This window comes from Robertkochia flava (assembly GCF_020166515.1).
Taxonomy (GTDB): domain Bacteria; phylum Bacteroidota; class Bacteroidia; order Flavobacteriales; family Flavobacteriaceae; genus Robertkochia; species Robertkochia flava.
The window spans coordinates 970,039-990,518 of the sequence record NZ_JAINZT010000002.1 but is presented as its reverse complement, the minus strand read 5'-3'; the positions used below and the strand labels follow the sequence as shown (position 1 = coordinate 990,518).

The 20,480-nt window shown below is 44.0% G+C and carries 33 protein-coding genes; all 33 read right to left on the bottom strand.

What is annotated here, in order from left to right:
* Nucleotides 1-19: 19 nt before the first annotated feature.
* The 33 genes from K7R11_RS04865 to fusA all read right to left on the bottom strand — a co-directional run bounded on the left by K7R11_RS04865 (nucleotide 20) and on the right by fusA (nucleotide 20,461).
* The gene (locus K7R11_RS04865) at nucleotides 20-1,585 is read right to left on the bottom strand and encodes a glycogen synthase (RefSeq protein ID WP_224489081.1); all 1,566 of its coding nucleotides are present in this window, start codon (nucleotides 1,583-1,585) and stop codon (nucleotides 20-22) included.
* 150 nt (nucleotides 1,586-1,735) lie between these two features.
* Nucleotides 1,736-3,025, bottom strand: a complete 1,290-nt coding sequence (gene eno, locus K7R11_RS04860) for a phosphopyruvate hydratase (protein WP_224489080.1) — start codon at nucleotides 3,023-3,025, stop codon at nucleotides 1,736-1,738.
* Nucleotides 3,022-4,143, bottom strand: coding sequence for a glutamine-hydrolyzing carbamoyl-phosphate synthase small subunit (gene carA / locus K7R11_RS04855; protein WP_224489079.1), 1,122 nt, complete (start codon nucleotides 4,141-4,143; stop codon nucleotides 3,022-3,024). Before carA ends, eno begins: the two co-directional genes overlap by 4 nt.
* Before the next feature lie 96 nt (nucleotides 4,144-4,239).
* A complete protein-coding gene (gene rplQ, locus K7R11_RS04850) occupies nucleotides 4,240-4,734 on the bottom strand; it encodes a 50S ribosomal protein L17 (protein WP_224489078.1) in 495 nt (164 codons plus the stop codon).
* Between the two features lie 60 nt (nucleotides 4,735-4,794).
* Complete coding sequence (locus K7R11_RS04845) at nucleotides 4,795-5,787, bottom strand: DNA-directed RNA polymerase subunit alpha (RefSeq protein ID WP_224489077.1); 993 nt, start codon at nucleotides 5,785-5,787, stop codon at nucleotides 4,795-4,797.
* A gap of 21 nt (nucleotides 5,788-5,808) precedes the next feature.
* Nucleotides 5,809-6,414: a 30S ribosomal protein S4 gene (gene rpsD, locus K7R11_RS04840; protein WP_224489076.1), complete on the bottom strand. Its 606-nt coding sequence runs from the start codon at nucleotides 6,412-6,414 to the stop codon at nucleotides 5,809-5,811.
* 83 nt (nucleotides 6,415-6,497) lie between these two features.
* Complete coding sequence (gene rpsK, locus K7R11_RS04835; protein WP_224489075.1) at nucleotides 6,498-6,890, bottom strand: 30S ribosomal protein S11; 393 nt, start codon at nucleotides 6,888-6,890, stop codon at nucleotides 6,498-6,500.
* Nucleotides 6,891-6,904: 14 nt separating this feature from the next.
* Nucleotides 6,905-7,279 carry a 30S ribosomal protein S13 gene (gene rpsM / locus K7R11_RS04830; protein ID WP_224489074.1) on the bottom strand — a complete coding sequence of 125 codons (375 nt, stop codon included), beginning with the start codon at nucleotides 7,277-7,279 and terminating at the stop codon, nucleotides 6,905-6,907.
* A 3-nt stretch (nucleotides 7,280-7,282) separates the two neighbouring features.
* Nucleotides 7,283-7,399 (bottom strand): type B 50S ribosomal protein L36, encoded by a 117-nt coding sequence (gene ykgO / locus K7R11_RS04825; protein ID WP_074978891.1) that lies wholly within the window; start codon nucleotides 7,397-7,399, stop codon nucleotides 7,283-7,285.
* A 4-nt stretch (nucleotides 7,400-7,403) separates the two neighbouring features.
* Entirely contained in the window at nucleotides 7,404-7,619 is a 216-nt protein-coding gene (infA, locus tag K7R11_RS04820; RefSeq protein WP_136335436.1) for a translation initiation factor IF-1, read from the bottom strand.
* Between the two features lie 6 nt (nucleotides 7,620-7,625).
* Nucleotides 7,626-8,987: a preprotein translocase subunit SecY gene (secY, locus tag K7R11_RS04815; protein ID WP_224489073.1), complete on the bottom strand. Its 1,362-nt coding sequence runs from the start codon at nucleotides 8,985-8,987 to the stop codon at nucleotides 7,626-7,628.
* Between the two features lie 23 nt (nucleotides 8,988-9,010).
* Nucleotides 9,011-9,463, bottom strand: a complete 453-nt coding sequence (gene rplO / locus K7R11_RS04810; RefSeq protein ID WP_224489071.1) for a 50S ribosomal protein L15 — start codon at nucleotides 9,461-9,463, stop codon at nucleotides 9,011-9,013.
* Nucleotides 9,464-9,476: 13 nt separating this feature from the next.
* Nucleotides 9,477-9,656 (bottom strand): 50S ribosomal protein L30, encoded by a 180-nt coding sequence (gene rpmD / locus K7R11_RS04805; protein ID WP_224489069.1) that lies wholly within the window; start codon nucleotides 9,654-9,656, stop codon nucleotides 9,477-9,479.
* Between the two features lie 12 nt (nucleotides 9,657-9,668).
* On the bottom strand, nucleotides 9,669-10,193 hold the full coding sequence (gene rpsE / locus K7R11_RS04800; RefSeq protein WP_136335432.1) for a 30S ribosomal protein S5: 525 nt from the start codon (nucleotides 10,191-10,193) through the stop codon (nucleotides 9,669-9,671).
* A 6-nt stretch (nucleotides 10,194-10,199) separates the two neighbouring features.
* Complete coding sequence (gene rplR / locus K7R11_RS04795; RefSeq protein ID WP_224489067.1) at nucleotides 10,200-10,556, bottom strand: 50S ribosomal protein L18; 357 nt, start codon at nucleotides 10,554-10,556, stop codon at nucleotides 10,200-10,202.
* An 11-nt stretch (nucleotides 10,557-10,567) separates the two neighbouring features.
* Nucleotides 10,568-11,110, bottom strand: coding sequence for a 50S ribosomal protein L6 (gene rplF / locus K7R11_RS04790; protein WP_224489066.1), 543 nt, complete (start codon nucleotides 11,108-11,110; stop codon nucleotides 10,568-10,570).
* Nucleotides 11,111-11,129: 19 nt separating this feature from the next.
* The gene (gene rpsH / locus K7R11_RS04785) at nucleotides 11,130-11,531 is read right to left on the bottom strand and encodes a 30S ribosomal protein S8 (protein WP_224489065.1); all 402 of its coding nucleotides are present in this window, start codon (nucleotides 11,529-11,531) and stop codon (nucleotides 11,130-11,132) included.
* Nucleotides 11,532-11,552: 21 nt separating this feature from the next.
* Nucleotides 11,553-11,822: a 30S ribosomal protein S14 gene (gene rpsN / locus K7R11_RS04780; RefSeq protein WP_136335428.1), complete on the bottom strand. Its 270-nt coding sequence runs from the start codon at nucleotides 11,820-11,822 to the stop codon at nucleotides 11,553-11,555.
* A 2-nt stretch (nucleotides 11,823-11,824) separates the two neighbouring features.
* Nucleotides 11,825-12,376, bottom strand: a complete 552-nt coding sequence (gene rplE / locus K7R11_RS04775) for a 50S ribosomal protein L5 (RefSeq protein WP_224489064.1) — start codon at nucleotides 12,374-12,376, stop codon at nucleotides 11,825-11,827.
* A 2-nt stretch (nucleotides 12,377-12,378) separates the two neighbouring features.
* Complete coding sequence (gene rplX, locus K7R11_RS04770) at nucleotides 12,379-12,693, bottom strand: 50S ribosomal protein L24 (RefSeq protein WP_224489063.1); 315 nt, start codon at nucleotides 12,691-12,693, stop codon at nucleotides 12,379-12,381.
* Nucleotides 12,694-12,708: 15 nt separating this feature from the next.
* Complete coding sequence (gene rplN, locus K7R11_RS04765) at nucleotides 12,709-13,077, bottom strand: 50S ribosomal protein L14 (RefSeq protein ID WP_224489062.1); 369 nt, start codon at nucleotides 13,075-13,077, stop codon at nucleotides 12,709-12,711.
* A gap of 2 nt (nucleotides 13,078-13,079) precedes the next feature.
* A complete protein-coding gene (rpsQ, locus tag K7R11_RS04760; RefSeq protein WP_224489061.1) occupies nucleotides 13,080-13,337 on the bottom strand; it encodes a 30S ribosomal protein S17 in 258 nt (85 codons plus the stop codon).
* A 17-nt stretch (nucleotides 13,338-13,354) separates the two neighbouring features.
* Nucleotides 13,355-13,546: a 50S ribosomal protein L29 gene (gene rpmC, locus K7R11_RS04755; protein WP_224489059.1), complete on the bottom strand. Its 192-nt coding sequence runs from the start codon at nucleotides 13,544-13,546 to the stop codon at nucleotides 13,355-13,357.
* A 21-nt stretch (nucleotides 13,547-13,567) separates the two neighbouring features.
* The gene (gene rplP, locus K7R11_RS04750; protein WP_224489057.1) at nucleotides 13,568-13,987 is read right to left on the bottom strand and encodes a 50S ribosomal protein L16; all 420 of its coding nucleotides are present in this window, start codon (nucleotides 13,985-13,987) and stop codon (nucleotides 13,568-13,570) included.
* A gap of 19 nt (nucleotides 13,988-14,006) precedes the next feature.
* Nucleotides 14,007-14,723 (bottom strand): 30S ribosomal protein S3, encoded by a 717-nt coding sequence (gene rpsC, locus K7R11_RS04745; protein ID WP_224489055.1) that lies wholly within the window; start codon nucleotides 14,721-14,723, stop codon nucleotides 14,007-14,009.
* A 13-nt stretch (nucleotides 14,724-14,736) separates the two neighbouring features.
* Complete coding sequence (rplV, locus tag K7R11_RS04740) at nucleotides 14,737-15,144, bottom strand: 50S ribosomal protein L22 (protein ID WP_224489053.1); 408 nt, start codon at nucleotides 15,142-15,144, stop codon at nucleotides 14,737-14,739.
* 9 nt (nucleotides 15,145-15,153) lie between these two features.
* Nucleotides 15,154-15,432 (bottom strand): 30S ribosomal protein S19, encoded by a 279-nt coding sequence (gene rpsS / locus K7R11_RS04735; protein ID WP_136335419.1) that lies wholly within the window; start codon nucleotides 15,430-15,432, stop codon nucleotides 15,154-15,156.
* An 11-nt stretch (nucleotides 15,433-15,443) separates the two neighbouring features.
* On the bottom strand, nucleotides 15,444-16,268 hold the full coding sequence (rplB, locus tag K7R11_RS04730) for a 50S ribosomal protein L2 (protein WP_224489052.1): 825 nt from the start codon (nucleotides 16,266-16,268) through the stop codon (nucleotides 15,444-15,446).
* A gap of 11 nt (nucleotides 16,269-16,279) precedes the next feature.
* Nucleotides 16,280-16,570 carry a 50S ribosomal protein L23 gene (rplW, locus tag K7R11_RS04725; protein ID WP_224489050.1) on the bottom strand — a complete coding sequence of 97 codons (291 nt, stop codon included), beginning with the start codon at nucleotides 16,568-16,570 and terminating at the stop codon, nucleotides 16,280-16,282.
* Between the two features lie 8 nt (nucleotides 16,571-16,578).
* Nucleotides 16,579-17,208, bottom strand: a complete 630-nt coding sequence (rplD, locus tag K7R11_RS04720) for a 50S ribosomal protein L4 (RefSeq protein ID WP_224489048.1) — start codon at nucleotides 17,206-17,208, stop codon at nucleotides 16,579-16,581.
* On the bottom strand, nucleotides 17,208-17,825 hold the full coding sequence (gene rplC / locus K7R11_RS04715; protein WP_224489046.1) for a 50S ribosomal protein L3: 618 nt from the start codon (nucleotides 17,823-17,825) through the stop codon (nucleotides 17,208-17,210). The genes rplD and rplC overlap by 1 nt, the downstream gene beginning before the upstream one ends.
* Nucleotides 17,826-18,014: 189 nt before the next feature.
* Nucleotides 18,015-18,320 carry a 30S ribosomal protein S10 gene (gene rpsJ, locus K7R11_RS04710; protein ID WP_007094989.1) on the bottom strand — a complete coding sequence of 102 codons (306 nt, stop codon included), beginning with the start codon at nucleotides 18,318-18,320 and terminating at the stop codon, nucleotides 18,015-18,017.
* Between the two features lie 11 nt (nucleotides 18,321-18,331).
* Nucleotides 18,332-20,461 (bottom strand): elongation factor G, encoded by a 2,130-nt coding sequence (gene fusA / locus K7R11_RS04705; protein WP_224489043.1) that lies wholly within the window; start codon nucleotides 20,459-20,461, stop codon nucleotides 18,332-18,334.
* Nucleotides 20,462-20,480 lie beyond the last annotated feature (19 nt).

Genomic DNA, 20,480 nt, shown 5'->3' with positions numbered 1-20,480 from the left:
CCAGACCGGAAATTCGATCTCATTCACTTTCAACGTACTGAGGTACAGGAAGGTCGTATAATTCTTTATAATAGGATTTTACAGAACGCTCCCAGGTAAAGCGTTCTTCCAGGGCGTCCTTACAAATGGATGCCCACTGAGAAGTGTCATTAAAATAGGTGTCCAGAGCGATGCTGAAAACCCGGAGAAAATCTTCTTTCTGGGCTTCCAGGGAATCTCCTTCAAAACAGAACCCGGTTTTCATATGCTTTACGGTATCCTTAAGGCCTCCGGTATAATGTACCAGGCAAGGCTGCCCGTTTCTCATGGCCAGCATCTGACTGATCCCGCAAGGCTCAAAAAGGCTGGGCATGATATAGAGGTCTGACCCGGCATAAAGTCCGTCTATGACCGTTTCCGACTGGCCGTTGATAAACACCAGGTTTTTATGACGCCTGCTCATGGCCCTGAAAAGTTTTTCATATTCCGGGGCACCGGTTCCTACCAGTACATATACCCCACCCCGGGATTCCAATTCTTTTAACAATGCCGCCAGCAGTGACGGATCCTGGCGAAAGAAATAGAATTTTTGTTCTGTAAGCCGGGCCACGCTGCCACAGATTATTTTTGGCGGGTGCTCCAGAAGTTCGGCCAGTTTCTCCCCGGTATGCGCCAGGAAATGAGCCTTGTATTTTTTGTCTGCCATCTGCAGCCAGCGCAAGGTAACCCGCAAGGCATCCGGGAATAACTTTCCCTTCTCAGGCATATTATACCCCTGGTAATTACAACCATTAAGTATCCCAAAAAGCCGGTTTCCCCGAAAGGCCTCCTTCAGATCTTCCTCCAATCCTTCTCCTCCAATAAATCCCGGAGGATTACTTGGTTTCTGGATATCTTTCATATATGAAGGAGAAACGGTATGCACGGCATCTGCAAGCCGTATACCCACTGCCATAAGGTTAAAGCAATCTGTATACCTAGGGTCCCTGATGCGGTCTGTATCAGGCTGCATTTCAGGAAAGAACGCTTTAAGCGACCCATGGTCATTTTCAAGAGGACGTATACCCTGAATGGCAAGGTTATGAATTGAATACACCATTCGAAGGGATTGTAACCCTACATACCTGTGGTGGTATGCTCTGAGCAACAATAGAAAACTAGAATGCCAGTCGTGTAAATGAACGATATCTATCTTTTGGAGGGCACTAGAAATGATGGCTTCGGCCACAGCTGCCCCGAATAAGGAAAACGTCAGGGTATCGGTATAAAACGGCCGGTCGGGATCATTAAAATAAATATGGGCTATATCACCGGATCTGAAGTCCTGATGATGAATCACAAGATGCCTGATACCGGGTTGAGGTTTTTTCCCGGCTACCTCATACAGAGCAGCCTGTTGCGGAACACCCCTGTAGAAAAAACTTAGATACCCCAAAAACTCCCCTCTTTTGTGCAGCCTTCCGTAAGAAGGGGTCACAACACTTACCTGATCTCCGAATTTAGCAATTTGCCGGGGCACATCCCGCACCACATCTGCCATACCCCCTGCCTTGCAATCGGCAATTCCATCATTTTCTGCTGCTACAAATAAAAAGTGTTTCTTCAAAAGTCCTGATTCTGGTTAATACCCTCTTCCTCAGGTTAAAATAAAAAGAACATTACACAACTAAAAATAAGAAACCATTAAATCGGTGTTACGTCAAAAAAAAAGTCCCTCAGGATTGAGGGACTTCATATGGTGATAGCAGTTGGATAATTAATCCAGCTTAAATGCTTTTTCCTGTGGATAATAGGCTACGGTACCCAATTCCTCCTCAATTCTGAGCAACTGGTTATACTTTGCCATCCTGTCGCTACGGGACGCTGACCCGGTCTTGATCTGTCCAGTATTCAATGCAACAGCAAGATCGGCAATGGTATTATCCTCTGTCTCTCCCGAACGGTGAGACATTACGGAGGTATACCCCGCATTTTTAGCCATATTTACTGCAGCAATAGTTTCTGTAAGTGTACCTATCTGATTCACCTTGATAAGGATTGAGTTCGCGATTCCCTGGTCTATACCTCTCGACAAACGCTCTACATTGGTTACAAAAAGATCGTCCCCAACAAGCTGAACCTTGTCTCCAACCTTCTCCGTAAGCACCTTCCAACCATCCCAGTCATTTTCATCCATACCATCCTCAATAGAAACGATCGGATATTTTGCACATAACTGAGCGAGGTATTCTGCTTGTTCTTCTGAAGTTCTCACAGCACCTTTGTCCCCTTCAAACTTCGTATAATCATATTTCCCGTCAACGTAAAATTCTGCAGCAGCACAATCCAAAGCGATCAGAACTTCGTCACCCATCTTATAGCCCGCATTTGTAACTGCTTTACTGATGGTATCCAGGGCGTCTTCTGTACCGTCGAGCTCAGGAGCAAATCCGCCTTCATCTCCAACAGCAGTACTGAGACCACGGTCGTGTAAAACTTTTTTCAGATGGTGGAATATCTCGGTCCCCATTTGCATAGCATGGGTAAAGCTTTTGGCTTTTACCGGCATCACCATAAACTCCTGGAAAGCAATAGGCGCATCAGAATGCGAGCCACCATTAATGATATTCATCATAGGCACCGGAAGCGTATTAGCGCTTACTCCACCTACATAACGATATAGAGGCATTCCCAGTTCGGCTGCTGCAGCCTTGGCTACTGCAAGAGACACCCCAAGGATGGCATTAGCCCCAAGCTTTGATTTATTAGGTGTACCATCAAGATCGATCATGGTTTTATCTATCAGGTTCTGCTCAAACACAGAAGCCCCTACAAGCTCTTCAGCGATAACGGTATTTACGTTTTTAACTGCCTGGGCAACACCCTTGCCCATATACGCTTTTCCGCCATCTCTTAATTCTACCGCCTCGTGTTCTCCGGTAGAGGCTCCCGAAGGAACTGCTGCTCTTCCTACCATTCCATTCTCCGTCATCACATCCACCTCCACAGTGGGATTACCACGTGAATCCAGGATCTGACGCGCATGTATGTTGATGATTATACTCATGCTGTTTCTAATTTTGATTGTTTAATATTTTCAATGAACTGATCAAATAAGTAGGTCGCATCGTTCGGTCCTGGTCCTGCTTCAGGGTAGTACTGGACCGAAAAACAATTTTTGGTCTTATGTCTTATACCCATTACCGTATTATCGTTAAGATGTGTATGGGTAATTTCCAGGGAATCATTGGCTTCTGTTTCTTCCCTGTTAATTGCGAACCCATGGTTCTGAGAGGTAATTTCCCCTTTCCCGGTCAGGTGATTAATAACCGGATGGTTTATACCTCGGTGACCATTATGCATTTTAAAAGTAGATACTCCCTGTGACAGGGCTATGATCTGGTGACCCAGACAAATTCCGAAAACCGGATGGTTTTCCTCTATGATCTCCCTTGCGGTCGCGATAACTTCTTTAAGAGGCTCAGGGTCTCCGGGGCCGTTCGACAGGAAATACCCGTCAGGATTAAAGGCTTTCAGCTCTTCAGCACTGGCATTGTATGGGAACACCTTGATGTAACATCCTCTTTTAGCAAGATTTCTAAGGATATTTCTTTTGATCCCGAGGTCAAGAGCAGCGATCTTAAACGGCGCATCTTCCTCTCCGAAAAAATAAGGCTCCTTTGCAGACACCTTGGATGCCAGCTCGAGTCCCTTCATGTCTGGCGTATCTGCCAACTTTGCCTTAAGGGCGTCGATGTCGTCGATTTCAGTAGAGATCACCGCATTCATCGCCCCGTTGTCTCTGATATAACTTACCAGTGCTCTGGTATCCACATCAGAAATAGCAAGAACGTTATTCTTTTTAAGGTAGTTCTCTAAAGAATCGGTAGCTCCGTATCTGGAAGGTGTATAACTGAAATTCTTGCAGATCAAACCGGCTATTTTTACCGATCCGGACTCTTCATCTCCGTCTTTAACTCCATAATTTCCAATATGGGCGTTGGTAGTCACCATTAGCTGACCAAAATAAGAGGGATCGGTAAAGATCTCCTGGTACCCGGTCATACCCGTATTAAAACACACTTCCCCAAAAGAACTCCCCTCTAAATTTCCAACGGCCTTACCCCAGAATATGGTTCCATCTGCGAGGAGGATAAGGGCTTTTTTCTTTGCTTGATATTTCATTGAAATGTTCGCTAAAAAAGTTTCACAAAAATAGCACAAAAAAAAAGGATAAACGAAAGCGTTTATCCTTTTTGGTATGTAATTAATTCATCTTCACTATTCCTGAGTGTCTTCAGTTTTCTCAGTTGTTGAAGCCTCTGCAGCTGCAGGAGCATCAGCTGTTGCTGCAGATTTCTTAGCTCCTCCTCTACGGGTAGATTTCTTCTTAGCCGGCTTATCAGCGTTGTAAAGCTCGTTGTAATCTACCAGCTCGATCATAGCCATATCGGCATTATCACCAAGACGGTTACCCAGTTTGATGATACGGGTGTATCCTCCTGGACGATCCCCTACCTTAACTGCAACTTCTCTGAAAAGTTCTGTAACAGCCTCCTTATCTCTAAGTCTGCTGAATACGATTCTTCTGTTGTGCGTAGTATCCTCTTTAGACTTGGTTACCAGAGGTTCTACAAATTGCTTAAGCGCTTTGGCTTTAGCAACTGTAGTATTGATACGCTTATGCTCGATAAGCGAGCAAGCCATATTGGCAAGCATAGCCTGTCTGTGAGCGGTCTTTCTACCTAAATGATTAAATTTCTTTCCGTGTCTCATTGTATTCTTTAATTAATCCCTTTCCAATACGTTCATTAGCTCGTTCCGGGGAAAGGAAAACTAATCCTTATCTAATTTGTACTTTGACAGATCCATTCCGAAGCTAAGGCCTTTGTTATTCACCAGCTCTTCCAGCTCGGTCAATGACTTCTTACCAAAGTTTCTGAATTTCATTAAGTCGTTCTTGTTAAATGACACCAGGTCACCCAGGGTGTCAACTTCAGCAGCCTTCAAACAGTTCAGTGCACGAACAGAAAGATCCATGTCTACCAACTTGGTTTTAAGCAACTGACGCATGTGAAGCGACTCTTCATCATAAGTTTCGGTCTGCGCGATCTCATCGGCCTCCAGGGTAATTCGCTCATCGGAGAATAACATGAAGTGGTGAATAAGGATCTTGGCAGCCTCAGTAAGAGCGTCCTTAGGATGAATAGAACCATCTGTAATGATCTCAAAAACCAGTTTTTCGTAGTCTGTCTTTTGTTCTACACGATAATTCTCAATGCTGAATTTCACATTCTTGATAGGTGTATAGATCGCATCTGTGAAGATGGTTCCAAGAGGCGCATTGGCCTTTTTGTTCTCTTCAGCAGGTACATAACCTCTACCCTTTTCAATAGTGATTTCCATATTGATAGTTACTTTAGGATCCAGGTTACAGATCACAAGATCCGGATTCAATACCTGGAAGCCTGAAATAAATTTCTGGAAATCACCGGCAGTGATTTGCTCTTTACCGGTCAGGGAGATAGAAACGGTTTCGTTATCAATATCATCGATCTGACGCTTGAAACGCACTTGTTTCAGGTTCAGGATGATCTCTGTAACGTCTTCCACCACACCCTCGATGGTAGAGAACTCATGCTCTACTTTATCCATTCTTGTAGAGGTTATTGCATAACCTTCAAGAGAAGAAAGAAGAACTCTGCGCAATGCGTTACCAACGGTCAATCCATATCCGGGTTCCAAAGGACGAAATTCAAATTTCCCTTCGAAATCGGTAGAATCGATCATTATAACTTTATCGGGCTTCTGAAAATTTAATATTGCCATAGTACGACTGCTGTCTAATTATTATTTAGAGTATAACTCGACGATTAATTGCTCTTTAATGTTTTCCGGGATCTGGATACGCTCAGGAGCACTTACAAAAGTACCTTCCTTCTTTTCGTTGTTCCAGCTGATCCACTCGTAAACATTACTGTGGTTTGAAAGTGATCTTTCGATCGCCTCCAGGGATTTCGACTTTTCTCTTACTCCAACAACATCACCAGGCTTCAATGAATAAGACGGAATATTTACCACCTCTCCGTTTACAGTGATATGACGGTGAGACACCAATTGACGGGCAGCTCTTCTGGAAGGAGCTACACCCATTCTGTAAACAACATTGTCAAGACGCGACTCACAAAGCTGAAGCAATACCTCACCGGTAACGCCTTTCTTGCGGTTGGCCTTTTCAAATAGGTTGCGGAATTGACGCTCAAGAATACCATAGGTATACTTCGCCTTTTGCTTCTCCATTAACTGGATAGCGTATTCTGATTTTTTACCTCTTCTACGGTTGTTACCGTGTTGCCCCGGAGGGTAATTTCTTTTTTCAAATGATTTATCATCACCGAAAATTGCTTCTCCGAATTTACGGGCAATCTTTGTTTTTGGACCTGTATATCTTGCCATGTTTTAATTCTATTTAGAAGGTGATTATGAATTAAGGCTTATCCTTCGATAATCATATAAAACCTTCTGAAAACATTAATTAATTAAACTCTTCTTCTTTTAGGAGGACGACATCCGTTGTGTGGTAGCGGAGTAACGTCAATAATTTCTGTTACCTCAATACCGGCATTGTGGATAGACCTGATGGCGGACTCTCTACCTGAACCAGGACCTTTTACGTACACCTTCACTTTTCTAAGTCCAGCTTCGTGAGCTACTTTCGCAGCATCTTCAGCGGCTACCTGAGCAGCGTAAGGAGTATTTTTCTTAGAACCTCTGAACCCCATTTTCCCTGCAGACGACCATGAGATTACATCTCCCTTCTTGTTGGTCAGGGAGATAATCACATTGTTAAACGATGCAGCAACATGAGCTTCACCTACAGACTCTACTACTACTTTACGCTTTCTAGTAGTTTTTGCATTTGACTTTGCCATAACTAAGCTACGTATTATTTAGTTGCCTTTTTCTTGTTAGCAACAGTTTTTCTTTTACCTTTTCTAGTTCTCGAGTTATTCTTAGTGCGCTGACCTCTAAGTGGAAGTCCGGCTCTGTGACGAATCCCTCTCTGACAACCGATGTCCATTAAACGCTTGATGTTTAATTGAACCTCCGAACGAAGCTCTCCTTCAATAGTGAATTGAGAAACAGCCTCGCGAATACGAGCGATCTCTTCGTCTGCCCAGTCAGCTACCTTAGTGTCTTCGCTAACCTGAGCTCTCTCTAAGATCTCTTTAGCTCTACTTTTACCTATACCAAAGATGTAAGTTAATCCAATAACTCCTCTCTTTTGCTTTGGTAAGTCTACTCCTGCGATTCTAGCCATAACTTATCCTTGTCTTTGTTTAAATCTAGGATTCTTTTTATTAATTACATACAACCTCCCTTTTCTACGCACGATTTTGCACTCGGGACTTCTTTTCTTTAGTGATGCTCTTACTTTCATCTCTTTAATATCTATAAGTAATTCTTGCTTTTGTTAGATCGTACGGACTCATTTCGAGCTTTACCTTATCGCCGGGAAGTAATTTGATATAATGCATTCGCATTTTTCCGGAAATATGAGCTGTTACTACGTGCCCGTTTTCCAATTCTACCCGGAACATTGCATTCGATAATGCCTCAATGATCGTTCCGTCCTGTTCTATAGCTTGTTGTTTTGCCATAAATAATTACGCTACAACTTTTCTGTTTTTACCTGATTTCATCAACCCATCGTAGTGTCTGTTCAACAGGTACGAATTCACCTGCTGCATGGTATCAATGGCCACACCCACCATAATGAGCAGGGAAGTACCTCCGTAAAACAGAGCCCATCCTTGCTGAATACCCATCACGTTAACCACGATCGCCGGGAATATAGCGATAACCGCCAGGAATAATGATCCTGGGAAAGTTATCAAAGACATGATCTTATCCAGGTAGTCAGCAGTTTCTTTTCCTGGGCGGATACCCGGAATAAACCCACCACTACGCTTCAGATCGTCAGCCATTTTATTCGTCGGTACTGTAATTGCGGTGTAAAAATACGTAAATACTATGATTAACAATGCAAACACCACATTATACCAGAATCCAAACATGGATCCGTTTCCGAAATTCACCTGCAGCCATTGTCCTGCTGCAGTATCCTTCAAGGCACCAATGGTACCAATATACCCGGGGGCAAACATAATAGCCTGTGCGAAAATAATAGGCATTACTCCGGAAGCATTCAGCTTCAGCGGAATATACTGACGCGATCCGAACACATTCTTCTCGTAACCCCCAGAGGCGGTTCTTCGAGCGTACTGTACCGGGATCTGACGTGTTGCCATAACCAGCATGATACTGGCCAGGATCACTACAAACCACAGAATCACTTCGATCAGGATCAGGATGAGACCACCGTTGTTTCGGTTAACGACAGAATCAAATTCCTGAGCAAAAGCAATAGGCAGTGTAGCAATGATACCTACCATAATCAACAGGGAAATACCATTCCCAATACCTTTATCGGTGATCTTCTCACCCAGCCACATGGCAAAGATCGTTCCTGTTACCAGGATCAATACGGCAGGGATCATAAAATCCAGCCCTTTCCCAAGGATAAAAGCACTGTCCGGCACCCCAAGGGCTCCCAGACCATATAAATAAGCAGGCGCTTGCACCAAACAGATACCAATGGTTAACCAACGGGTAATCTGGTTGAGGGTTTTTCGGCCACTTTCACCTTCTTTCTGTAATTTCTGAAGGTAGGGAATGGCCAGCCCCATTAACTGAACCACAATAGAGGCTGAGATATATGGCATGATTCCCAAGGCAAAAACAGAAGCGTTTGCAAACGCCCCTCCTGTAAATGCATTAAGGATTCCTAATAAACCTCCGCCATCTGTTCTGCTTGTTAATTCAGCCAATTGCTGCGTATCAATACCTGGAAGCACTACCTGCGCACCAAAACGGTACACCAACAGCAGTCCGATGGTCACGAGGATTCTCCCCTTCAATTCTTCGATCTTCCAGATATTGCTAAGTGTCTCAATAAACTTCTTCATGGTTACTTTTGGTTGGGTTTGGGTTATAAACTTACTGCTTCACCTCCGGCAGCTTCAATAGCAGCCTGGGCACTGGCAGTAAATTTATGTACAGAAACTTTTAATTTAGATTTTAGCTCTCCGCCACCAAGGATCTTTACAAGATCATTGGAACCGGCCAGTTTGTTGGCCACTAATATATCTAAATCTACAGTGTCTTTCACAACACCTTTATCAACCAATTCCTGTAACTTATTAAGATTGATACCAACATACTCCTTTCTGTTGATATTTTTGAAACCAAACTTAGGTACTCTTCTCTGAAGTGGCATTTGCCCACCTTCAAATCCGATTTTCTTAGAGTAACCGGAACGGGACTTAGCTCCCTTATGTCCACGGGTGGCTGTTCCGCCTTTTCCTGAACCTTCTCCTCTACCTACTCTCTTACCGTCTTTGTGAACTGAACCTTCAGCAGGTTGTAAGTTACTTAAATTCATAACTGTATTGTTATTAAGCTTCTTCTACAGAAACTAAATGTTCAACTTTCTTTACCATACCAAGGATACTTGGTGTTGCCTCATGTTCCACTACATGGCCGATCTTCTTAAGACCTAATGCCTCGAGCGTTCTCTTTTGATTCTGAGGTCGCTTGATGTTGCTCTTTACCTGTGTAACTTTAATCTTTCCCATCTTATCCTTGATTTATCCTTTAAAAACTTTCTCTAAAGAAATACCGCGTTGCGCTGCTACTGTTTTCGCATCTCTCAGCTGCAGTAAAGCGTCAAAGGTAGCTTTTACCACGTTGTGCGGGTTGGAAGACCCCTGAGATTTAGAAAGTACATCGTGTACCCCAACTGCTTCAAGTACCGCACGTACCGCACCACCGGCGATAACTCCCGTACCGTGAGAAGCGGGCTGAAGATATACTCTTGCTCCACCGTATTTCCCTTTTTGCTCGTGAGGAAGGGTTCCTTTATTCAACGGAATACGTACCAGGTTCTTCTTGGCATCCTCCACCGCCTTTGAAATCGCGTCGGCTACCTCTTTAGATTTACCCAGTCCGTGTCCTACTACACCGTCTTCGTTTCCTACAACAACAATGGCAGAAAATCCGAAGGCTCTACCACCCTTGGTAACCTTCGTTACCCGTTGTACTCCTACCAGACGATCTTTCAGCTCCAGTCCTCCTGGCTTCACTAATTCTACGTTCTTATAATCTTGATACATAATTTCTTAGAATTTAAGTCCTGCTTCTCTGGCTCCATCAGCCAATGATTTAACTCTTCCGTGATACAGATAACCACCTCTGTCAAAAGTGATGGTATCAATACCAGCCTTAAGGGCCTTCTCTGCGATTGTCTTCCCAACCTGGGCAGCAATCTCGATCTTGGTTCCGGTAGCAGAACTCATCTCTTTATCTCTTGATGAAGCGGCCAAAATGGTCTTCCCGTTCTGGTCGTCGATCAATTGCGCATAGATCTCTTTGTTACTTCTGTAAACAGCCAGTCTTGGACGTGTCTCTGTTCCAGAAACCACCTTGCGGATCCTGTTCTTAATTCTCTGTCTTCTTTCAGTCTTTGATAATGCCATAATGCTACTTATTAAGCTGATTTACCTGCTTTTCTTCTTAATTGCTCTCCAACGAACTTCACACCTTTTCCTTTGTAAGGCTCAGGCTTACGGTAGGAGCGAATCTTAGCAGCCACCTGACCAACCAGTTGCTTGTCATGTGAAGTAAGCTTTACGATCGGATTCTTACCTTTCTCGGAAATGGTCTCCACTTTAACCTCAGGAGCAAGCTCCATAACGATATTGTGAGAGAAACCAATTGCGATATCCAGCTTTTGCCCCTGGTTGCTGGCTCTGTAACCAACTCCAACGAGCTCCAGTGATTTGGTGAATCCGTTAGTAACGCCTTCGATCATGTTATTCAGCAAAGATCTGTAAAGACCGTGCTTAGACTTAATATCTTTCTTCTCTGAGTCGCGCTCTAAGATCAGCTGTCCGTCTTCTACCTTAACGGTAACATCCTGAACCTGCTGCTTTAGCTCGCCCAGCTTTCCCTTAACGGTAACTTCGCCGTCTTTAATATCTACAGTAACCCCTTCCGGAATCACTATTGGACTATTACCTATTCTTGACATTTCTTCTTGTCTTTAATTTTTAGTAAACGTAACATAAAACTTCACCACCTACATTCTCGGTCTTGGCCTGCTTAGAGGTCATTACACCGTGAGAAGTAGATACGATGGCAATTCCCAGACCGTTCAATACACGGGGAAGTTCATCCTTACCGCTGTACTTACGAAGTCCTGGCTTACTCACACGCTGGATCTTCTTGATCACAGGTTCTTTTGTCACTTTATCATATTTTAACGCGATCTTGATAACACCCTGAGCCGAACTCTCGTCGTCAAACTTGTAGCTCAGAATATATCCTTGATCGAACAAGATCTTAGTGATCTCCTTCTTCAGGTTTGAAGCCGGAATCTCAACCACGCGGTGCCCTGCACTGTTCGCGTTTCTAATTCTCGTTAAATAATCTGAAATAGGATCTGTATACATCTTTTATCCTTTTAAATCTTATTACCAACTTGCTTTTTTCACTCCCGGAATTAACCCCTTGTTGGCCATTTCTCTGAACATTACACGAGAAATACCGAAAGTACGCATATACCCTTTAGGCCTACCGGTGAGTTTGCAACGGTTGTGCAGACGTACCGGAGAAGCATTCTTTGGCAGTTTTTGCAGTGCTTCGTAATCGCCAGCCTCCTTAAGAGCCTTGCGCTTCTCAGCATACTTGTCTACCAATTTTTGTCTTTTTACCTCGCGGGCTTTCATTGATTCTTTAGCCATACTTAATTCTTTTTAAAAGGTAATCCTAATTCGCTTAATAATGATTTCGCTTCCTTATCGGTCTCAGCAGAGGTTACAAAGGTAATATCCATACCGGCTACCTTGTTTACCTTGTCGATATCGATCTCAGGGAAAATAATCTGTTCGGTTACTCCCAGGTTGTAATTCCCGCGTCCGTCAAAACCATTCGCCTTGATCCCATTAAAATCTCTAACACGTGGAAGAGCTGAAGTAATGAGTCTGTCCAGGAATTCATACATACGCTCTCCTCTAAGGGTTACTTTTGCCCCGATAGGCATTCCCTTACGAAGTTTGAACGATGCAACGTCCTTTTTAGAAACAGTAGAAACCGCTTTCTGACCAGAAATTCTAGACAGTTCATCCACGGCGTAATCGATAAGTTTCTTATCGGCTACTGCGGCACCAACTCCACGGCTAATAACAATCTTTTTAAGTTTTGGCACCTGCATTACGTTGCTGTAACCAAACTCTTCTGTAAGAGCAGAAATTACTCTTTCTTTATACTCTTGCTTTAATCTTGGAATGTAAGCCATAACTAAATTACTTCATTAGATTTTTTAGAAAATCTCACCTTCTTCCCATCTCTTTCCTCAAAACCTACACGGGTAACCTCTCCTGATTTAGGATCGATCAACGACAGGTTGGAAATGTGGATAAGGGCTTCTTTCTTTACGATTCCTCCCTGAGGGTTTTTAGCGCTGGGCTTCTCATGCTTGGAAACCATATTCACTCCCTCAACGATCGCTTTGTTCTTTTCACGATCTACTTTAAGAACACTGCCTTCTGCACCTTTGTGCTCCCCGGCAATCACTCTTACAGTATCTCCTGATTTTATTTTTAGCTTTGTCATTTCTTCTACAATGTATTAAAGCACCTCTGGCGCTAATGATACAATTTTCATAAACTGCTTATCACGTAGTTCCCTGGCTACTGGTCCGAATACACGGGTTCCGCGCATTTCACCGGTAGCGTTCAGAAGTACACAAGCATTATCGTCGAAACGAATGTAAGAGCCGTCAGGTCGTCTGACTTCCTTCTTGGTACGAACTACTACTGCAGTAGATACCTGACCCTTCTTAACGTTCCCGTTAGGAGTGGCATCCTTTACGGTAACAACGATCTTGTCACCTACAGAGGCATATCTTTTCTTAGTACCTCCTAACACACGGATGGTCAAAACCTCTTTGGCCCCGGTGTTGTCTGCTACTTTTAATCTAGATTCCTGTTGTACCATAATTATTTAGCTCTTTCAATGATTTCAACTAGTCTCCAACATTTGGTCTTACTCATCGGACGTGTTTCCATAATCCGAACGGTATCACCAATATTGCAATCTCCTTTTTCGTCGTGTGCGACATATTTCTTAGTCTTCAACACGAACTTACCGTACATAGGGTGCTTTACACGCTTCACTTCAGAAACCACAATCGATTTCTGCATTTTGTTACTGGTAACTACCCCTATTCTTTCTTTTCTTAAGTTTCTATTTTCCATCTCTTAGCAGAATCGAATTATTGTAATTCTCTTTTAGTAAGCTCAGTTGCCAAACGGGCTACGGTTCTTCTGGTTGTACGCAGTTGAATCGGGTTTTCCAAAGGCTGAATGGCATGAGCCAGTTTTAAATCTGCATATTGTTTCTTAATAACACCAAGCTTTTCTTGTAGCTCAGCAGTAGACAATTCTCTTATCTCTGATTGTTTCATGATCTTCTTAGTCTTAATAAATTAAGCGGAATAATCCCTGGCTACAACGAATTTGGTTCTTACAGGCAGTTTCTGAGCCGCCAGACGAAGCGCTTCTTTAGCTACGTCCATAGGCACTCCACCTACTTCAAACATGATTCGACCTGGTTTTACAATAGCTGCCCAATATTCTGGGGCACCTTTACCTTTACCCATACGCACTTCCAAAGGCTTTTTGGTAATCGGCTTATCCGGGAATATTTTGATCCAAAGCTGACCTTCCCTTTTCATGTAACGGGTCGCAGCCACACGAGCTGCTTCGATCTGACGCGCAGTGATAAACTTCGAATCCATAGACTTGATCCCGAACATTCCGTTTGAAAGCTGGTGTCCTCTTTGAGAAACGCCTTTCATCCGGCCTTTTTGCTGCTTACGGTATTTTGTTCTTTTAGGCTGTAACATTTTCTTTTACTTTAAAAAATTACTTTCTGCGACGAGCTTTACCTCTTCCGGAGTTTCCTCCGCCTTTACCTTGTTTCTTAGACATTCCGGTTAAAGGAGAAAGATCTCTCTTTCCGTAAACCTCACCTTTCATGATCCATACCTTGATACCCAATCTACCATAGGTAGTGTGAGCCTCTTCAAGCGCATAATCAATGTCAGCTCTGAATGTTGACAATGGAATACGACCATCCTTATAGGCTTCTGAACGCGCCATTTCTGCACCGTTCAAACGCCCTGAGATCATGATCTTGATACCTTCGGCGTTCATTCTCATTGCTGCAGCAATAGCCATTTTGATTGCACGACGGTACGAGATACGATTCTCGATCTGACGTGCGATGCTGGAGGCAACAAGATTAGCATCAAGTTCCGGTCTTTTGATCTCAAAGATGTTGATCTGAACTTCCTTGTCGGTAATCTTCTTCAGCTCTTCCTTCAGCTTGTCTACCTCCTGTCCGCCTTTCCCGATAATGATCCCGGGACGGGCAGTGGTGATAGTAACGGTTACAAGCTTCAGGGTACGCTCGATGATTACCCTGGATACACTAGCTTTAGAAAGACGTGCATGGATATACTTTCTGATCTTGTCGTCTTCAGCAAGCTTATCTCCATAGTCGTTACCTCCGTACCAGTTGGATTCCCATCCTCTGATGATACCAAGGCGATTTCCGATTGGATTTGTCTTTTGTCCCATACTCTCTATCTAATTAGCTTTGTGTATTATTGTTAGATCCAAGCACGATAGTAACGTGGTTGGAACGTTTTCTAATTCGGTGTGCACGACCCTGCGGAGCAGGACGAAGACGCTTCAGCATACTTCCGCCATCCACACGGATCTCCTTAATGAATAAATCTGCATCCTCAAGGCTGGCATCCTCGTTCTTAGCCTGCCAGTTGGCGATGGCTGAAAGAACAAGTTTCTCCAAACGGCGAGACGCCTCCTTTTGGCTAAACTTCAAAATAGCAAGCGCCTTCTCAACTTTCTCCCCGCGTACAAGGTCGGCAACCAACCTCATTTTTCGTGGAGAAGTAGGGCAGTTATTCAACTTTGCAAATGCTAAGCTCTTCTTAGCCTCTTTTATTTGCTCTGCTTTTTCTCTTTTACGAACTCCCATGGCTACTTATTATTTTTTTCCTTTATTTTTTGCACCAGCATGACCTCGGAACGAGCGTGTTGGTGAAAATTCTCCTAATTTATGACCTACCATGTTCTCTGTTACATAAACAGGAACGAACTGACGGCCATTATGTACCGCTATGGTTTGCCCTACAAAGTCAGGGGTGATCATTGACGCCCTGCTCCAGGTTTTGATAACGGTCTTCTTACCTGATTCAACATTTTGTTGAACTTTCTTCTCTAATTTATAGTGAACGTAAGGTCCTTTTTTTAATGAACGTGCCATTTGCTAATACTTTATTTCTTTCTACGTTCTACAATGTACTTATTACTCGCTTTGGTCTTAGAACGTGTTCTAAATCCTTTAGCAGGTAAACCTTTTCTGGATCTTGGGTGACCTCCGGAAGCTCTTCCTTCACCACCACCCATTGGGTGATCCACAGGGTTCATAACTACTGGTCTTGTTCTAGGTCTTCTACCCAACCAGCGTTTTCTACCTGCCTTACCTGAAACGATCAACTGGTGGTCTGAGTTCGACACCGCCCCGATGGTTGCCAAACAACCGGCCAATACCATACGGGTCTCTCCAGATGGAAGTTTAATGGTCGCGTATTTCCCTTCACGGGCCATCAGCTGAGCAAAAGCTCCGGCCGAACGCGCCATAACCGCACCCTGTCCAGGACGCAGTTCTATACAAGAAATAATAGTACCCAGCGGCACTTCGCTTAAAGGCATTGCATTCCCGATCTCAGGAGCCACTCCGGAACCAGACACAACGGTCTGACCTACCTGGAGTCCGTTCTGAGCAATGATATAGCTCTTCTCTCCGTCTTTGTAAACGATCAATGCAATAAACGCAGTTCTGTTCGGATCGTACTGAATCGATTCCACAGTAGCCTCAACACCGGTCTTAGCTCTTTTGAAATCGATAACACGATACTTTCTTTTATGACCACCACCCAAATAGCGCATGGTCATTTTTCCTTGACTGTTTCTACCTCCCGACTTTTTTAACGGAGCGAGCAAGCTCTTCTCCGGCTTATCAGTAGTGATCGCGTCAAATCCGTTCACTACTCTAAATCGCTGTGCAGGAGTAACTGGTTTTAATTTTCTAACTGACATTCCGTCTCTTCTTAAATATTACTATAAAAATCAATAATATCTCCTTCAGCTACCTGAACGATCGCTTTTTTGAAAGCGTTGGTTTTTCCGTTTTGGATTCCGCTCTTGGTATAACGCGTACTGCGCTTTGGCCCGTAGTTCATTGTGCGAACTTTTTCCACAGAAACACCATAGGCAGCCTCAACCGCATTTTTGATCTCGATCTTGTTTGCTCTGGGATCAACCAGGAAACCATAACGATTATTCAACTCACTATCCGCGGTTGCTTTTTCCGTAATAATAGGCTTAATTAACACACTCATGGGTTTCATTATTTACTTAAATTCGACACAATACCTTCCAGCGACCCTTCGAAAAACACGACGTTACTTGCGTTAACAATCTTGTAAGTGTTTAATTCTGAAGGAGTTACGACTTCTGAGGCCTTTAAATTGCGCGACGACAAATATACATTTTTATTTGCATCACCCAAGACGATCAATGACTTTTTGTCTTCTAACCCTAAGGCTTTCAGTACAGAAGCGAATTCCTTGGTTTTCGGAGTCTCGAAATTGAAATCTTCCACAACCAGGATCTGGTTCTCTTTTGCCTTGGCAGAAAGTGCAGATCTTCGGGCCAGTTTCTTCAATCCTTTGGTAAGTTTCTGCGTATAATCTTTTGGTCTCGGACCAAAAATTCTACCCCCACCTTTGAAGATCGGCGACTTGATGCTTCCGGCACGGGCGGTACCGGTACCTTTCTGCTTCTTGATCTTACGGGTACTCCCTGTGATCTCACCACGCTCCTTAGACTTGTGCGTTCCCTGACGCTGATTGGCCAGGTACTGTTTTACGTCTAAGTACACAGCGTGATTACTTGGCTCTATCCCGAAAACTGATTCCGAAAGGCTAACCTTTCTTCCAGTTTCTTTTCCGTTTTTATCTAATACTGCTACTTCCATTACTTCTGAATGATTACATAAGCATTCTTGTGACCTGGAACACACCCCTTAACTACAAGAAGGTTTTTCTCAGGAACCACTTTCAATACTTTTAGGTTTTGTACTGTTACTCTTTCTGCACCCATTTGCCCAGCCATACGCATACCTTTAAATACACGTGCCGGATACGATGCTGCACCGATAGATCCCGGAGCTCTAAGACGGTTGTGCTGACCGTGAGTGGCCTGCCCAACTCCTCCAAAGCCGTGTCTTTTTACAACACCCTGGAATCCTTTACCTTTAGATGTACCGCTTACATCAACAAATTCTCCAGCTGCAAATTGCTCTACTGTGACAGTATCGCCTAATTTGTACTCACCTTCAAAATCCTGGAATTCGATAACTTTCTTCTTAGGAGCAGTACCTGCTTTCTTAGCGTGACCTGATTCAGCCTTGTTAGCATGTCTTTCTGCTTTGTCATCGAAACCAAGCTGAAGAGCCTCATACCCGTCAACCTCTTTGGTTCTGACTTGGGTAACTACGCATGGTCCAGCCTCAATAACAGTACAGGGAATGTTCTTCCCGTTCTCATCGAACAGACTGGTCATACCAATTTTTTTTCCAATTAACCCAGACATTCTAAATTTAATTTAATGACCCGCAACCCTCCTATTTCGGTTACTGGCCGTTGTTAACAATATTTACTAACTATTCAAAAAACTTCAGGGTCAAAAATACTTTCAACCCTGAATGTATTTTTTCCGTTTTTCCCTCGCGAAACGCTCAGGACATGTCGTGCAATCCCTTCCGGTGATGCACCCGAGACCTTACACTTTGATCTCTACCTCAACTCCGCTTGGAAGCTCCAGCTTCATCAGCGCATCAATGGTCTTGGAAGACGAGCTGTAGATATCGAGAAGTCTTTTGTAAGAACTCAGCTGAAACTGCTCTCTCGACTTTTTGTTCACGTGAGGAGAACGCAGTACAGTGAAGATCTTTTTGTGCGTTGGTAACGGGATAGGCCCGGTTACCACAGCCCCGGTAGTTTTTACCGTTTTCACGATCTTCTCAGCAGACTTGTCTACCAGGTTGTGATCGTACGACTTTAACTTTATTCTGATTTTCTGACTCATTTTCTTAAGATTTAAGCTTTAACTCCTTTAGCTGCTTTGATCACTTCTTCGGCAATATTCGAAGGAGTTTCCGCATAGTGAGAGAATTCCATTGTTGAAGTAGCTCTACCTGAAGAAAGGGTTCTCAGGGAGGTTACATATCCAAACATCTCTGAAAGTGGCACCTCAGCCTTGATCACTTTAGCTCCGGCACGGTCACTCATGTTGTTCACCTGACCGCGACGACGGTTAAGGTCTCCAACAATATCTCCCATGTTCTCTTCCGGAGTAAGCACCTCCAGTTTCATGATAGGCTCCATAATGATGGCTCTCGCTTTCTTGGCAGCCTCCTTGTAACCAAGTTTGGCAGCAAGCTCGAACGACAGCTGATCGGAATCCACAGGGTGGAAAGATCCGTCCTTCAGAACGATCTTCATCGCATCCATTTCGAATCCGGCCAGAGGACCATTCTTCATTGCCTCTTTGAATCCTTTCTCTACAGAAGGAACAAATTCCTTAGGAATGTTACCTCCTTTGATCTCGTTCACAAACTCCAGTCCGGCCTTACCTTCTTCAGCAGGCTCCATGGTAAACACGATATCCGCGAACTTACCACGACCACCGGTTTGCTTCTTATAAACCTCCCTGTGATCTGCAGTACCGGTAATAGCCTCCTTGTACTCAACCTGTGGTTGTCCCTGATTCACGTCTACCTTAAACTCACGCTTAAGACGGTCGCAAATAATATCAAGGTGAAGCTCTCCCATTCCTGAGATAATAGTTTGCCCGGAAGCCTCGTCAGTCTTTACCTGGAAGGTTGGATCCTCCTCAGCAAGTTTAGCAAGTGCCATTCCCAGCTTATCTACATCAGCTTTGGTTTTAGGCTCTACGGCGATACCGATTACCGGATCAGGGAAGTCCATACTTTCCAGTACAATCGGGTGCTTCTCATCACTCAGGGAATCCCCGGTCTTAATATCTTTAAATCCAACAGCAGCTCCGATATCTCCGGCTTCGATGAAGTCGATGGAATTCTGCTTGTTCGAGTGCATCTGATAAATTCTTGAAATACGCTCTTTCTTACCTGAACGATTGTTCAATACGTAAGATCCGGCATCCAGTCTACCTGAATAAGCACGGAAGAACGCCAGACGACCTACGAAGGGGTCAGTGGCAATCTTAAATGCAAGCGCTGCAAAAGGAGCAGAAACATCCGGCTTACGAGAGATCTCTTCTCCGGTGTCAGGATCTGTTCCGATGATCGCCTCCTTATCTACAGGAGAAGGAAGGTAACGACACACACAGTCCAGAAGGAACTGAACTCCTTTGTTCTTGAAAGAAGATCCACACACCATAGGAACAAAGCTAAGATCGGTTACCGCAGCGCGAACCGCAGCATGGATCTCATCTTCTGTAATAGAGTTCTCATCTTCAAAGAACTTCTCCATAAGCTCCTCATCGTATTCGGCTACTGCCTCGATAAGTTGCGCACGGTACATATCCACTTCTTCCTGCATATCCTCAGGAATATCCACCTCGTCAAAAGTAGAACCGTAGTTCTCCTCGTGCCATACGATGGCTCGGTTCTTCACCAGGTCAACGATACCTTTAAAGTCGGCCTCATCCCCGATAGGAAGTACAAGCGGCACGGCCTTGGTACCAAGCATCTCTTTAACCTGCTTACACACGTTAAGGAAGTTCGACCCCTGACGGTCCATTTTATTTACAAAACCAATACGAGGCACGCTGTAGTTATCAGCAAGTCTCCAGTTGGTCTCAGATTGTGGCTCAACCCCATCTACTGCAGAAAAAAGGAATACAAGACCATCAAGTACTCTCAGGGAACGGTTTACCTCTACGGTAAAGTCAACGTGACCGGGAGTATCGATGATGTTAAAGTTGTAATCCTTTGCATCCGGAAGCGGCTGTCCTTTCTCCATCGGGAACTTCCAGGTACAGGTAGTAGCCGCAGAGGTAATGGTAATCCCACGCTCCTGCTCTTGCTCCATCCAGTCCATCGTAGCTGCACCATCGTGCACCTCCCCGATTTTGTGACTCATACCGGTATAGAAAAGAATACGCTCAGTGGTGGTGGTTTTTCCAGCATCAATGTGCGCAGCAATACCGATATTTCTTGTATATTTTAAATCTCTTTGTGCCATTTTTTAATGTCGCTTTTTC

Excerpts from the sequence above, each read along its gene's own strand:
- eno (WP_224489080.1), bottom strand. The coding sequence starts at position 3,025 with ATGAGTATAATCATCAACATACATGCGCGTCAGATCCTGGATTCACGT.
- carA (WP_224489079.1), bottom strand. The coding sequence starts at position 4,143 with ATGAAATATCAAGCAAAGAAAAAAGCCCTTATCCTCCTCGCAGATGGA.
- rplQ (WP_224489078.1), bottom strand. The coding sequence starts at position 4,734 with ATGAGACACGGAAAGAAATTTAATCATTTAGGTAGAAAGACCGCTCAC.
- K7R11_RS04845 (WP_224489077.1), bottom strand. The coding sequence starts at position 5,787 with ATGGCAATATTAAATTTTCAGAAGCCCGATAAAGTTATAATGATCGAT.
- rpsD (WP_224489076.1), bottom strand. The coding sequence starts at position 6,414 with ATGGCAAGATATACAGGTCCAAAAACAAAGATTGCCCGTAAATTCGGA.
- rpsK (WP_224489075.1), bottom strand. The coding sequence starts at position 6,890 with ATGGCAAAGTCAAATGCAAAAACTACTAGAAAGCGTAAAGTAGTAGTA.
- rpsM (WP_224489074.1), bottom strand. The coding sequence starts at position 7,279 with ATGGCTAGAATCGCAGGAGTAGACTTACCAAAGCAAAAGAGAGGAGTT.
- ykgO (WP_074978891.1), bottom strand. The coding sequence starts at position 7,399 with ATGAAAGTAAGAGCATCACTAAAGAAAAGAAGTCCCGAGTGCAAAATC.
- infA (WP_136335436.1), bottom strand. The coding sequence starts at position 7,619 with ATGGCAAAACAACAAGCTATAGAACAGGACGGAACGATCATTGAGGCA.
- secY (WP_224489073.1), bottom strand. The coding sequence starts at position 8,987 with ATGAAGAAGTTTATTGAGACACTTAGCAATATCTGGAAGATCGAAGAA.
- rplO (WP_224489071.1), bottom strand. The coding sequence starts at position 9,463 with ATGAATTTAAGTAACTTACAACCTGCTGAAGGTTCAGTTCACAAAGAC.
- rpmD (WP_224489069.1), bottom strand. The coding sequence starts at position 9,656 with ATGGGAAAGATTAAAGTTACACAGGTAAAGAGCAACATCAAGCGACCT.
- rpsE (WP_136335432.1), bottom strand. The coding sequence starts at position 10,193 with ATGTATCAAGATTATAAGAACGTAGAATTAGTGAAGCCAGGAGGACTG.
- rplR (WP_224489067.1), bottom strand. The coding sequence starts at position 10,556 with ATGGCATTATCAAAGACTGAAAGAAGACAGAGAATTAAGAACAGGATC.
- rplF (WP_224489066.1), bottom strand. The coding sequence starts at position 11,110 with ATGTCAAGAATAGGTAATAGTCCAATAGTGATTCCGGAAGGGGTTACT.
- rpsH (WP_224489065.1), bottom strand. The coding sequence starts at position 11,531 with ATGTATACAGATCCTATTTCAGATTATTTAACGAGAATTAGAAACGCG.
- rpsN (WP_136335428.1), bottom strand. The coding sequence starts at position 11,822 with ATGGCTAAAGAATCAATGAAAGCCCGCGAGGTAAAAAGACAAAAATTG.
- rplE (WP_224489064.1), bottom strand. The coding sequence starts at position 12,376 with ATGGCTTACATTCCAAGATTAAAGCAAGAGTATAAAGAAAGAGTAATT.
- rplX (WP_224489063.1), bottom strand. The coding sequence starts at position 12,693 with ATGACAAAGCTAAAAATAAAATCAGGAGATACTGTAAGAGTGATTGCC.
- rplN (WP_224489062.1), bottom strand. The coding sequence starts at position 13,077 with ATGGTACAACAGGAATCTAGATTAAAAGTAGCAGACAACACCGGGGCC.
- rpsQ (WP_224489061.1), bottom strand. The coding sequence starts at position 13,337 with ATGGAAAATAGAAACTTAAGAAAAGAAAGAATAGGGGTAGTTACCAGT.
- rpmC (WP_224489059.1), bottom strand. The coding sequence starts at position 13,546 with ATGAAACAATCAGAGATAAGAGAATTGTCTACTGCTGAGCTACAAGAA.
- rplP (WP_224489057.1), bottom strand. The coding sequence starts at position 13,987 with ATGTTACAGCCTAAAAGAACAAAATACCGTAAGCAGCAAAAAGGCCGG.
- rpsC (WP_224489055.1), bottom strand. The coding sequence starts at position 14,723 with ATGGGACAAAAGACAAATCCAATCGGAAATCGCCTTGGTATCATCAGA.
- rplV (WP_224489053.1), bottom strand. The coding sequence starts at position 15,144 with ATGGGAGTTCGTAAAAGAGAAAAAGCAGAGCAAATAAAAGAGGCTAAG.
- rpsS (WP_136335419.1), bottom strand. The coding sequence starts at position 15,432 with ATGGCACGTTCATTAAAAAAAGGACCTTACGTTCACTATAAATTAGAG.
- rplB (WP_224489052.1), bottom strand. The coding sequence starts at position 16,268 with ATGTCAGTTAGAAAATTAAAACCAGTTACTCCTGCACAGCGATTTAGA.
- rplW (WP_224489050.1), bottom strand. The coding sequence starts at position 16,570 with ATGAGTGTGTTAATTAAGCCTATTATTACGGAAAAAGCAACCGCGGAT.
- rplD (WP_224489048.1), bottom strand. The coding sequence starts at position 17,208 with ATGGAAGTAGCAGTATTAGATAAAAACGGAAAAGAAACTGGAAGAAAG.
- rplC (WP_224489046.1), bottom strand. The coding sequence starts at position 17,825 with ATGTCTGGGTTAATTGGAAAAAAAATTGGTATGACCAGTCTGTTCGAT.
- rpsJ (WP_007094989.1), bottom strand. The coding sequence starts at position 18,320 with ATGAGTCAGAAAATCAGAATAAAGTTAAAGTCGTACGATCACAACCTG.
- fusA (WP_224489043.1), bottom strand. The coding sequence starts at position 20,461 with ATGGCACAAAGAGATTTAAAATATACAAGAAATATCGGTATTGCTGCG.